Origin of the sequence: Bradyrhizobium pachyrhizi (assembly GCF_001189245.1) — a bacterium.
Taxonomy (GTDB): Bacteria; Pseudomonadota; Alphaproteobacteria; order Rhizobiales; family Xanthobacteraceae; genus Bradyrhizobium; species Bradyrhizobium pachyrhizi.
The window spans coordinates 28,594-40,750 of sequence record NZ_LFIQ01000100.1 but is presented as its reverse complement, the minus strand read 5'-3'; the positions used below and the strand labels follow the sequence as shown (position 1 = coordinate 40,750).

The window sequence follows — 12,157 nt, the reverse complement described above, 5'->3', positions numbered from 1 at the left end:
GATTCAACCCAATCTCATCGCGCTTTAGTCCTTGACCGCGATCCAGATCACATGGCGGACACCGCGGCCTCGGCCGGTGGCGCGGACGGCAATTTCGTTGACCGCGAACCCGGCCCGGGACAAGGATTTCGGGAACCTGGCGTTCGGACCGGACGACCAGACGGCGAGCACGCCGCCGCGCCGCAAAGCCGTGTGTGCGATCTTGAGCCCGGAGACATCATACAGCGCGTCATTGGCCTTGCGGGTGAGACCTTCAGGCCCGTTATCGACGTCGAGCAGGATGGCATCGAAGCTGAGCGGTTGGCGTTCGATCACGCTGGCAACATCCTCCTCCCGGATGCTCACGCGCGGATCGTTCAGGCTGTCGCCGAAGATCTCCGCCATCGGACCTCGCGCCCAGGCAACGACCGCCGGCACCAGTTCGGCCACCACGATTCTCGCCTCGGGCCCGAGCACGGCGAGCGCGGCCCGCAGCGTAAAGCCCATGCCGAGGCCGCCGATCAGAAAATGCGGCCGTGCGACCTTCTCGATCTTCTTCGCGGCGAGCGTCGCCAACGCCTCTTCCGAGCCCGACAGGCGGCTGTTCATCAGCTCGTTGGTGCCGAGCATGATCGAGAATTCGCGGCCTCGCCGCATCAGACGCAATTCACCCTCGGTGCCGGGAATGCGCGCGGTATCGATCTTTTCCCATGGAATCATGCGGCGGCTTGTATCACGGCCGGTGCCCCCAAATCACCCATGCGTAGCCCGGATGGAGCCAACGGGTCGCGCGAACGCGCGCCCGATGACAGGCTCCGCGAAATCCGGGAGCCGGCCGGTCCGCATCTGACGCTGTCCCGGATTACGCTTCGCTCCATCCGGGCTGCGAAGGCACGGGCTAGCCACCTGCCCAGACGTCGAGCACGTAGCGGTTCCTGGTGCCCATTTCCTCGATCCAGCGCGCGGCGGCGTCAGTGTCGACACCGGTGCGCTCGCGGTAGATCGACATCAGGGTCGCCTTGACGTCGGGCTCCATCCTGCCGCCGTCGCCGCAGACATAGACGATCGCACCCTTCTGGATCAGCTCCCACACCCGGTCCTTCTGCGCGGCGACGAGGTGCTGCACATAGGTCTTCGGACCGTCGGCGCGCGAGAAGGCGGTGTGGAGTTCATTCACGCCGTCGGCGGCGAACGCCTTCAGCTCATCCGCATAGATGAAGTCCTGCTCGGGATGCCGGCAGCCGAAGAACAGCATCGCCGGCCCCAGCGTCGCGCCCTGCGCCTTGCGCGCGGCGCGCTCCTGCAGGAAGCCGCGGAACGGTGCGAGCCCGGTGCCCGGCCCGATCATGATGATCGGCACGGCATTGTCATCGGGCAGGCGGAAGCCGGCCTTGGTCTCCTTGATGGTGGCGTGGACGGTGTCGCCGGCGCGGCGGCGCGCCAGGTAGTTCGAGCAGACGCCCTTGTAGATGCCGCGCCCGGAACTTGCTGGCGCCTCCACCACGCCCACGGTGACACTGCAGCGCTGCGCCTCGCCGGCCGGAGACGACGAGATCGAATAATAGCGCGGCGCCAGCAGCGACAGCATTTCGAGATAGAGGTGGAACGGCAGCTCGCAGGCCGGATGTTCCTCGAGCAGGTCAAATACCGATTTGCGCTTCGCCAAGACGTCGGCGCGATAGCGCGCGGCCGAGGCATCGTCGTCCCCGACATAGGCCATCAGCTTCGGCTTGGTGACCGGGCAGCGAGTGTGCTCGGCCATGATCTGGATCTGCTTGCGGGTCGCGACCTGCTGCAGCTCGACGAACTCGGTGAGCAGCCGTCCGACCGACACGGCGTTGCCGACCGGCAATTGAGCGCGGCGGCCTTCCGAGACCTGCAGACGGATCTGGTCGGCCGGCAGGAAGCCGAAGCGGCGCGCAACGGAATCGACCAATGTCGGATCGTTGCGCGGCACCACGCTGAGATGATCGCCGACGCGGTATTTCAGGCTGGCCGGCAGCTCGACCTCGATATGCCGGGTCGAACGCTCCGACGGATGAGCGCCTGCCTTGGTCTGCAGCTCGTTATTGGCGAGCACCTTCATCGGCACCGCGCCGCCTTGCGTCACGATGGTGTTGACCGCACCCTGCGCCACCGGCTCGATCGCGTAGAGCGGCTCGTCCTCGGCGGTGCGGGTGAAATTCCAGTCGATGCCGAATTCCTTGGTCGCGACCTTGGCCGCCTCCGGGAACCATTTCTGGAACTGGCCGTCGAGATCGCTGCGCGCATCGCCCTCGCCGCGCGGATAGACGGCGCGCGCACCATGTTTGGTGAGCTGCTCGTCAATGAAGCGCGGCACCGACTGGTAGGTCGCCGCCCAATCGCTGTTGCCGCAACCGAACACCGCGTAGCGGACCTTGGCGAAGGCATCCTTCGGCAGGTCGCTATCGAGCCATTTGACGAACTGCGTCGCGTTGTCGGGCGCCGCGCCATTGTAGGAGGCGCAGATGATCAGCACGCCGCCCTCCTCCGGCAGCTTGCCGACATAATCGTCCAGCGGGCCAAGCCGCGTCGCGAAGCCATTGATCTCGGACAGATCCGCCATGCGGGTTGCCAGTTCCTCGGCAGAGCCGAGATTGGAGCCGTAGAGCACCAGCATCGGCGTGTTGTGGCCGGGACGCGTGGTCGGCGCGCGCGGCGCCTTCGGCGCGGCCGCAACCGCGCCCGTGCCGCCGGCGAACGCGCCGCGGTCCTTGTCGTCGCGCGGCCGCACCTTGATCCTGAAGCCATCCGGCTTGACGGTCAGCGTCTCCTTCAGATGCATCTGGTAGCGATGCACGTCGATCAGCTTGAAGCGCTGCAGGATCATCCCGATCGCCAGCGCCGCCTCGTGCATGGCAAAGCCGCGGCCGATGCAGGCGCGCTGGCCGTTGCCGAACGGCTTCCAGGCATTGATCGGGCGCTTGGCCTCAGCCTCGCGGCTGAAATTCTCGGGATCGAACACGTCGGGGTTCGGGCCCCAGACGCTGGGATCGCGATGCAGCGCCATCACCAGGATGGTGATGAAGGTGTTCTTCTTCAGCTTGTACTTGCCGCCGATCGTCTCATCGTTCAGCGGCGCGATGCCGTAGGCCGGCGCCGGCGGCCACAGCCGCAGCGCCTCTTTCAGGCATTGGGTGATGTAGGTGAGCTGCGTCACCTGCTGATAGGTCGGCCGCGCGTTGACGTCGGGGCCGAGGACGCGGTCGACCTCCTCATAGGCCTTCTTCAACACCTCCGGGTGCTTCAGCAGCGCATAGATCGTGCACGACAGCAGGCCGCTGGTGGTCTCGTGGCCGGCGATCAGGAAGGTGTTGATCTGGTAGCGGATGTTGACGTCGTCGAGCTGCTCGCCGGTGGCGCGGTCGACGCCGGTCATCATCGCCGCCAGCATGTCCTTCTTGTCGTCGGTCGCGGCGGTGTTGCCGCGTCGCTCGGCGATGATCTCGTCGACCATCTTGTTCATGAACGCGACGTCGTCGGCGAGCGTCTTGCGCCGCTTCTGCATCCACAGACCCTCGAGCGGCAGGCCGCGGGTCATCATGATGGTTTCGAGCGAGCGCACCAGCGATTCCACGAACGGGTGGTAGTCGCGGCGGTAGAACGAGTTGAAGCGGTAGTCGAAGCCGCAGAGGCCGATGGTGTCGAGGGTGAGCGCCGTCATGTCGTGGACGACCTCGATCTCCTCGTCCGCGTTGAGGCGCTCCCATTTCTTGACCAGCTGCTCGGCGATGTCGACCATGCTCGGGTGGTACGACTGCATGGCGCGGTTGCCGAACGGCTGCATCAGGATGTTGTGCGCCTTGCTCCAGTTCGGCTCCTTGGTGTCGGCGGTGAACAGACCGTCGCCGCCGACCGCGCGCACCCGGCGCAGCGAGCCGCGCACGGCCTTGTCGAAGCGTTTTTCATCGGAGAGCTCGTCAACGAGATCGTGGCCGGACACGATCACGAGTGGCGCGCCCATCATGTCGAGCCAGAAGATCGGTCCGAGCTCCTTGGAGAGCTTGACGAGATGCTGCACCGGCGCGGTCGAGTCCAGCGACAGCATGTTGCCGACCACCGGCTTCGTCGGCGGATGCGGAATCGGACTCAGTCTGTTGCCGGACGCCATGTTGAGATTGCCCCCTCTAACCTCAGTCATTCCGGGATGGTCCGAAGGACCAGACCCGGAATCTCGAGATTCCACAATGCGCAATTGCGCGTTGGGTTCGATGCCGCGCATCGCCCCGGAATGACGACGTCGTCGTCAGCCAAATCGCTTTCTGCGCCATTCGATCAGCTTCGCACTGACTTCGTCAGGCTTTTCCTGCTGCGTCCAATGGCCGCTGTCCTTGACCAGATACTTCTCGAGGTCCGGCACCAGCCGCTCCATGCCGTCGGCGGCCGAGGGCGGCAGCACCGCGTCGTTCTCGGCCATGATCATCAGCGACGGCACCCGGACGTGATGGTCCAGCCCGGCCGAGCGCTCCCAGTTGCGGGTGAAATTGCGATACCAGTTGATGCCGCCGGTGAAGCCGGTCTTGGTGAAGGTGTCCACGAACACCTTCTTCTCGTCGGCCGACAGGATCGGCGTGCGCGGATCATGCTTGGCGTCGTAATTTGCGATCATCTGCGGAAACGCCAGGTTGAGCCGCGCCGAGGCGCCGACGCCGGCGATCGGCTGTTCGGGTGGCGCGTCCGCCGGACGCGGCACCGGCTTGCGCATGAAGGCGTCGAAGGTCTGCTCGACGCGGCTGCCGAAGATGCGGTCGGGCTCGCGCGCCGGATCCTGGAACTGGACGATGTACATGTGATCGCCGAAGCGCTGGCGGAACAGCGCGATCGGATCCATCGGCGCGCGGTCCCAATGCGGCGTGTTGACGCCGACGACGCCGGCGACCCGCGCAGGATGCCTGAGCGGCATCTGCCAGACGACAAAGCCGCCCCAGTCGTGACCGACGAAGATCGCCTTGTCGATCTTGAGATGGTCGAGCAGGCCGACGAGATCGCCGGTCAGGTGCTCCATGTCGTAGGCCTCGACCGGCTCCGGCCGGTCGGTCGCGCCATAGCCGCGTTGATCCGGCACAATCACCCGGATGCCGGCCTCGCCCAGCGCCTTGATCTGGTGGCGCCAGGAGAACGCCAGTTCGGGCCAGCCGTGGCACAGCACCACCGGCGGCGTGTCGGTCTTGGGGCCTGCTTCATAAAACCCCATGCGGATGCCGTTCGTCTCGGCGAACTGCAGCGGTGGCATTTCAATCATCGACAGGGATCCTTATTCGGCTGCGCCCTTGATGTCCGCAGGCGGGGGAGCGAACGCCGCCTCGAGTACATCGAACTCGAGCGGCAGCATGTCGCACATCACCTGCACGTGGGGAATGATGTTGGCACCCACGATGAAGCCGAAATCGAGCTGATCGCGGTAGCTCTGCACGGTGATGTTGAGCGCCACGCCGTGGGTCGAGATCGAAACCGGGAAGATGTGCAGCAGCTCGGCGCCCGCCGCATACAACGTCTGCCGCGGCCCCGGCACGTTCGAGACCGTGATGTTGGTGGCCGGCGGCAGCACGTTGGAGAGGTCGGAGCGGCTGTAGAGCAGCGCCAGGATCTGCACCAGGATCGGCGCGCCCAGCAGCGAGATGTTGGTGACCTGCGGCACCAAGGCGCGCAGCGGATGCGACATCTCCTTGGACTTGGTCGACTGCGCGATGATGGTTTCCAGCCGCTTCCTGGGGTTTTCGATGTCGGTCGCGATCGAGCAGATCATGCCGAACACCTGGTTGTTGGATTCGGCATTGCCCTCCTCGCGCAGCGAGATCGGAACACCTGCCGTCAGCGACTTGTTCGGCAGCGCGCCCTGGCTGATCAGATAGCGCCGCACCACGCCGGAGGCGAGCGCCAGCACAACGTCGTTGAGCTTGCCGCCGGACGCCTTCGCGAGGGCCTTGGCACGCGACAGCGAGATCGAGGTGCCGGCAAAGCTGCGCTCCGACGAGATCGCCTTGTTGAGGATGGTCGGCGGCGAGGACATCGCCTGCAGGCTCTCGCGCGATCTCGGATCGGCGACCTTGGCGACGACGTCGGACAGGCTTTTGATGACCGTCGGCATGGAGCCGGCGAACTTCACCGCGCTCTCGATCTGGAACATGGCGTTGTCGAACAGGATCGAGCCGAGGTCGCTCTTGCCGGAACGCGGCAGCTCCAGGCTCTTCTGCGCGGCGGCGGCCGCCTCGAACGGCTGGGTCCAGAGTTGCTGATAGGCATCGATCAGATTGGCCGCGATGTCGCGCGGCTCCTGCGCGACCTTCTTCGCGCTCGGCGGCTCGATCTCGCGCGGCACCGGCGTCAGGTCGTAGATCATGCTGGTCAGCGCCGCGCCGGCGCCGCCGTCGATGCAGGCATGGTGCATCTTGGAATAGAGCCCGATCTCGTTGTCCTTCATGCCTTCGAAGACGTAGAACTCCCAGAGCGGGCGGGCGCGGTTCAACAGCTTGGCGTGCATCCAGCCGACGATACGCTCCAGCGTGGCGCGATCGCGCGGCGCCGGCAGGCTGGCGCGGAAGATGTGACGGTCGATGTCGAACTGGTCGTCCTCGACCCAGGAAGGATGATCGATGTCGAGCGGCGCCTTCTGCAGGCGTGCCTTGAGGATCGGTGCGATGTGCAGCCGCGAGGCGATCATCGCCTTGAACTCCTCGAAGAAGTCGCCCTTGTAGCCGTCGGGCAGCCGGAAGATCGCCATGCTGCCGACATGCATCGGCATTTCCGGCGTTTCCAGATAGAGAAACGATGCGTCCAGCGAGGACAGCTTCTTGGCGTCGCTCATGATCTCCTCCCGAGAGCCTACTTACGCGGGCGCCTTGGGCGGCGCTTCTCGTCGTTTGGTCAGGATAGTGCCTGTTCTGGCGGCCCGTAGGCAATGGCAAAGGGGCCCGAGCGGTCAAAATGCCGGAATTCCCCTTCCGGCTGGGCCAGCCGGTCCGCAATCGCCCACAGCGCCGCGGGATTGACGCCGAGGCCGATATGGCTGGCGAAATGCACCTCGATGTTCTCGGCGGTGGCCGACGGCCGCACGCGCGAGGTCCGCCAGTTCACGATGCCATCGGTGCGGGAATAGATCGAGGTCGTCGGCACCGGCATGTCGCCGGCGATCGCGGTGCGGATCTCCGGGATGTCGTCGACACCTTCGCCGGACAGCAGCTCATAGAGCCGCGTCGCATTGGTGGCGCGGATGTCGTCGGCGAACGGGCTGCCCAGCGTGATGATGGAGCGCACCAGCTCCGGCATCTGCAACGCCAGGTCGCGCGCATAGACGCCGCCGAGGCTCCAGCCGATGATCGAGACCTTGCGCCCCGACGCCTCATGGACCCGCTTCAGCAGATCGCGCAGCGCAGCCCGCCTGCTGGAAATCCCGCCGAAATTGCGGCCCATGTTCCAGGCATAGGCGTCGTAGCCGAGCTCCTTCAGATAGCGCCGCATCGGCGCCATCGAAAGGTCGCTGGCGAGGAAGCCCGGCAGCGCCAGCACCGGATGACCATCGCCCTTCGGCGCCTGCATCAGCAGCGGCGACAGCAGCAGGCTCGAATTGAGTTCGAGCACGCCGCGCGCCTCCGCCAGCATCAGGAACAGGCTCGGCGGGCGCAACCGGCGTTCGGTCCCATCAACGCTCCTGTCCATGTCGGTCACTATTTCTTCTTGCTCGAGCCGCCGAAGCCGGCCATCGCCACGAACATGTCCTGGAAGCGCTCGGCGAGCTTGGGATCGAAGGTGAACCAGCTCTGCATCAGCGATTCCGGCGAAATCTTCTCGATGTTCGACGTCATCTGCTGCTGCAGCTTGTCCATCACAGCGGCCTGCATCGGCGCCACGTCCGGCAGGCCGAAGAATTGCCGCGCTTCGAGGGGCGTACAATCTATCTCGACGTTGACTTTCATATCCGCCTCCTCAAATGCGCCTTGGCCCGCCATAGTATCGCCGGGACGGGGCGAGTTGCGCAAGCGAGCCGTACCTGCCCGGGGGGCAGTCGGCCTCAATCATCCGTTATGGTCAACCAAACCGTTTGGAGCCCTTGCTCCAAACTGGTTGGAGCGGCCGGCATAAGCAGGGCGCGCCGGTGATCATTCCCGTGACCGACAAGCGGCACTCCGAAAGTCGAATGTCACGCGTTCGCGCCAACAGCCTACTCTCCAATCCGGTTCATTGCGCTGCACCCGCGCGGACGGGTTAACCCTTTGGCAAATCGCGCTTGCGCGGCCGGTAAACTCTGGCAACATGGATCAATAATACCAGCCGGACAAAGCAGCCGGCGGACAAAAACGGGGACGCGGGATTACATGTCGGTACGTTGGAGCTTGTTTGCGGCGACTATCGCCGCACTCGTCGCCTTTGCTTTGCCGGCATCGGCCCAGACGTTGAAATATGCCAACCAGGGCGAGCTGAAGTCGCTGGATCCCTACACGCTGAAGGAAACCACGACGATCGCGCACCACGCCCACGTCTACGAAGGCCTCACCGCGCGCGACAAGGACCTCAAGATCATTCCCGCCCTGGCGGAAAGCTGGGAGACGCTGAGCCCGACCAAATGGCGCTTCCATCTGCGCAAGGGCGTGAAATTCCACAATGGCGATCCCTTCACCGCCGACGACGTGCTGTTCTCGGCCGAGCGCGTCCGCGCCAAGGGCTCCAACTTCCTCAGCAACGTCCCGGCCGACGCCAAGTTCAGCAAGGTCGACGACTACACCGTCGACGTAACGCTGGACTCGCCCAATCCCATCCTGATCTCGCAATGGGATAGCTGGTACATCATGGACAAGAAGTGGTGCGAGGAGAACAACTCGGTCGCACCGACGCCGGCCTCCGCAACCACGCCGAGTTACGCGGCGCTGCACGAGAACGGCACAGGCCCCTTCACGATCGAGAGCCACCAGCCCGGCGTGAAGACCGTGTTCAAGGCGTTTCCAGGCTATTGGCGCAAGCCCGAGCATAATCTCAAGGAGATCATCTTCACCCCGATCGGCTCCGACGCCACCCGCGTTGCCGCGCTGCTCTCCGGCGAAGTCGACGTCATCGAACCGGTTCCGCTCCAGGACATCCAGCGCGTCAATTCCAGCGGCGTCGCGACCGTCATGACCGCGCCGGAAATTCGCACCATCTTCATCGGCATGGATACGGCGCGCGACGAGCTGCTGTATTCCAACATCAAGGGCAAGAATCCGTTCAAGGACATCCGCGTCCGCGAAGCTTTCTACAAGACGATCGACGTCGATCTGATCAAGACCCGCGTCATGCGCGGCATGTCGACCCCCTCGACGCTGATGATCGCACCCGAGCTCTATCCGCTGTCGAAGGAATTCACCCGGCCGAAGCTCGATCCTGATGGTGCCAAGAAGCTGCTGGCCGACGCCGGCTATCCGAACGGCTTCGAAGTCACGATGGACTGCCCGAACGACCGCTATGTCAACGACGCCGCGATCTGCCAGGCGGTGGTCGGCATGCTGGCCCGCATCGGCGTCAAGGTGAACCTGCTGGCGCAGCCGAAGGCGCAGTATTTCGCCAAGGTGCTGAAGCCCGGCGGCTACCAGACCTCGTTCTTCATGCTGGGCTGGACGCCCGCGACGTCCGACTCGCACAACGTGCTGCACGACATCCTCGGCTGCCGCGACGATCCGAAGGATGCCACAAGGGGCGAGGCCAATCTCGGCGGCTATTGCAACAAGGAAGTCGACGCGCTCACCGACAAGGTCCTGGTCGAAGGCGACACCGCCAAGCGCGACCAGTTGATCAAGCAGGCCTACGAAATCGTCATCAAGGACTACGGCTACATTCCGCTGCATCAGCAACCGCTGGTGTGGGGCGTGTCGAAAAAGGTCAAATTGACCCAGCGCGCGGACAACCAGGTGCTGCTCTACTGGGCGACCAAACAGGGTGAATAGTGGTTTTGGCGAATTGGGTCCCGGAAGCGCAGGCTTCCGGGACCTCGCGCTTTCCGGCCGCGCAAAGCCGCGCGCCGAATGTCAAAAGCAGTGAAAGGTAGAGATGCTGGCCTTCACTCTTCGCCGCTTCCTGCAGGCGATCGGCGTGATGCTCGCCGTAGGCGTGATCGCGTTCGCGATGTTCCGCTTCGCCGGCGACCCGGTGAACCAGATCGTCTCGATCGACACCTCGGCCGCGCAGCGCGCTGAAATCCGGCACTCGCTCGGCCTCGACGATCCGGTGCTGGTGCAGTTCGGCCGCTACTTCATCAATGCGCTGCAGTTCAAGTTCGGCGTGTCCTACCAGTTCCGCCTGCCGGTCTCCTCGCTGCTGGCGGAGCGGCTGCCGGCGACGCTGGAGCTTTCAATCTGCGCGACGCTGTTCGCGATGGTGGCCGGCATCCTGATGGGGGTCTATTCGGCGCTGCGCCGCGACACCGTGCTTGCCAAATTATTCCAGGCGGTATCGCTGATCGGCATTTCGCTGCCGACCTTCCTGATCGGCATCCTGCTGATCTATCTGTTCGCGGTGACGCTGGGCTGGCTGCCCTCCTTCGGCCGCGGCGAGGTGGTGAAGCTCGGCTGGTGGACGACCGGACTGCTGACCGTCTCGGGCCTGAAGGCGCTGATCATGCCGGCGATCACGCTCGGGCTGTTCCAGATGACCCTGATCATGCGGCTGGTGCGCGCCGAAATGCTGGAAGTGTTGCGGACCGACTATATCCGCTTCGCCCGCGCCCGCGGGCTGACCACGCGCGCGATCCATTTCGGCCATGCGCTGAAGAACACCCTGGTTCCGGTCATTACGGTGGCCGGCCTGCAGTTTGGCTCGGTTATTGCTTTCTCGATCATCACCGAAACCGTGTTCCAATGGCCGGGCATGGGACTTCTGTTCGTGCAGGCCGTGCAGAATGTCGATATCCCGATCATGGCCGCGTATCTGTTGATGGTCTCGCTGATCTTCGTCACCATCAATCTCGTGGTCGACATCCTCTACACCGTGGTCGATCCGCGCTTGCGCTCGACCGTCGGCCGCGCGGCATGAGAGGCTGACCGATGTCCGATGCCGTCGTCCCCCATCCCTCCCAGGACCACCAGGCCCCTGCCGGCTGGTTCAGGCGCGCGCTCGACAGCGACGTCTTCTATTCGTTCCGTCGCTCCAGGCTGACGATGGTCGCCGCCGTGATCACGCTGCTGTTCTTTCTGCTCGCAATCTTCGCGTCGTGGCTCGCGGTGCAGAACCCGTTCGATCCGGCGCAGCTGCAGCTGATCAACTCGCGGATCGCGCCGCTGTGGACCGCCGACGGCCAAAGCCCGTTCCTGCTCGGCACCGACGAGCAGGGCCGCGATGTGCTCTCGGCGATCCTTTACGGCCTGCGCATCTCGCTTGCGGTCGGCCTGGCCGGCGTGGTCTTCGCCGGCGCGCTCGGCATCGCCCTCGGGCTGATCGCGGGCTATTTCGGCGGTGTGGTCGACACCGTGATCATGCGGATCGCCGACGTGCAGCTCACCTTCCCCGCGATCCTGATCGCACTGCTGGTCAACGGCGTCGCCAAATCGCTGCTCGGCAACCGGCTCGACGAGATGAGCACGCTCGGCGTCCTCATCATCGCGATCGGCCTCAGTTTCTGGGTGCAATATGCCCGCACCGTGCGCGGTTCGGTGATGGTCGAGAAGAACAAGGACTACGTGGCCGCGGCGCAGCTGATCGGCCTGCCGGCGCCGAAGATCATGCTGCGGCACGTGCTGCCGAACACGATGGGCCCGATCCTCGTCATTGCCACCATCAACCTCGCGCTCGCGATCATCACCGAGGCGACGCTGTCGTTCCTTGGCGCCGGCATGCCCGACACCATGCCCTCGCTCGGCACCCTGATCCGGATCGGCAACAACTATCTGTTCGCCGGCGAATGGTGGATCGTCGCCTTCCCCGGCATTGCGCTGGCCGGCCTGATCCTCTCCATCAACCTGCTCGGCGACTGGCTGCGCGACGCACTCAATCCGAAGCTCCGATGACCAAGCCTGTTCTTTCCGTGCGCAATCTCGTGGTGGAATTCGTCACCCGCCGTGCGACCTTGCGCGCCATCAACGGCGTGTCGTTCGACATCGCCAAGGGCGAGGTACTCGGCGTGGTCGGCGAGTCCGGCGCCGGCAAATCGGTCACCGGCCTTGCTGTGATCGGGCTGATCGATCCGCCCGGCCGCATT

The 12,157-nt window shown here is 64.6% G+C and carries 10 protein-coding genes; 4 read left to right on the top strand and 6 right to left on the bottom strand.

Annotated elements, in window-relative coordinates; genetic code table 11:
* Positions 1-24: 24 nt before the first annotated feature.
* The 6 genes from AKL29_RS25110 to AKL29_RS25085 form a co-directional block, all read right to left on the bottom strand.
* Positions 25-699: a spermidine synthase gene (locus AKL29_RS25110; RefSeq protein WP_028331821.1), complete on the bottom strand. Its 675-nt coding sequence runs from the start codon at positions 697-699 to the stop codon at positions 25-27.
* A gap of 178 nt (positions 700-877) precedes the next feature.
* Positions 878-4,111 carry a bifunctional cytochrome P450/NADPH--P450 reductase gene (locus AKL29_RS25105; RefSeq protein ID WP_028331822.1) on the bottom strand — a complete coding sequence of 1,078 codons (3,234 nt, stop codon included), beginning with the start codon at positions 4,109-4,111 and terminating at the stop codon, positions 878-880.
* Positions 4,112-4,246: 135 nt separating this feature from the next.
* Entirely contained in the window at positions 4,247-5,242 is a 996-nt protein-coding gene (locus tag AKL29_RS25100; RefSeq protein WP_050386017.1) for an alpha/beta fold hydrolase, read from the bottom strand.
* A gap of 12 nt (positions 5,243-5,254) precedes the next feature.
* Positions 5,255-6,805, bottom strand: coding sequence for a WS/DGAT/MGAT family O-acyltransferase (locus AKL29_RS25095; RefSeq protein ID WP_050386016.1), 1,551 nt, complete (start codon positions 6,803-6,805; stop codon positions 5,255-5,257).
* Between the two features lie 59 nt (positions 6,806-6,864).
* Positions 6,865-7,656 (bottom strand): alpha/beta hydrolase, encoded by a 792-nt coding sequence (locus AKL29_RS25090; RefSeq protein WP_050386062.1) that lies wholly within the window; start codon positions 7,654-7,656, stop codon positions 6,865-6,867.
* A gap of 8 nt (positions 7,657-7,664) precedes the next feature.
* The gene (locus AKL29_RS25085) at positions 7,665-7,913 is read right to left on the bottom strand and encodes a DUF6489 family protein (protein WP_028331826.1); all 249 of its coding nucleotides are present in this window, start codon (positions 7,911-7,913) and stop codon (positions 7,665-7,667) included.
* 399 nt (positions 7,914-8,312) lie between these two features.
* Between AKL29_RS25085 and AKL29_RS25080 the strand changes: the two genes are divergently transcribed.
* The 4 genes from AKL29_RS25080 to AKL29_RS45540 all read left to right on the top strand — a co-directional run.
* The gene (locus AKL29_RS25080; RefSeq protein ID WP_050386015.1) at positions 8,313-9,911 is read left to right on the top strand and encodes an ABC transporter substrate-binding protein; all 1,599 of its coding nucleotides are present in this window, start codon (positions 8,313-8,315) and stop codon (positions 9,909-9,911) included.
* Between the two features lie 103 nt (positions 9,912-10,014).
* Positions 10,015-10,995 carry an ABC transporter permease gene (locus AKL29_RS25075; protein ID WP_028331828.1) on the top strand — a complete coding sequence of 327 codons (981 nt, stop codon included), beginning with the start codon at positions 10,015-10,017 and terminating at the stop codon, positions 10,993-10,995.
* 11 nt (positions 10,996-11,006) lie between these two features.
* Entirely contained in the window at positions 11,007-11,966 is a 960-nt protein-coding gene (locus AKL29_RS25070; protein WP_028331829.1) for an ABC transporter permease, read from the top strand.
* Positions 11,963-12,157 (top strand): ATP-binding cassette domain-containing protein (locus AKL29_RS45540; protein WP_244482396.1); only part of this gene is annotated, 195 nt, incomplete at its 3' end. The genes AKL29_RS25070 and AKL29_RS45540, both read left to right, overlap by 4 nt.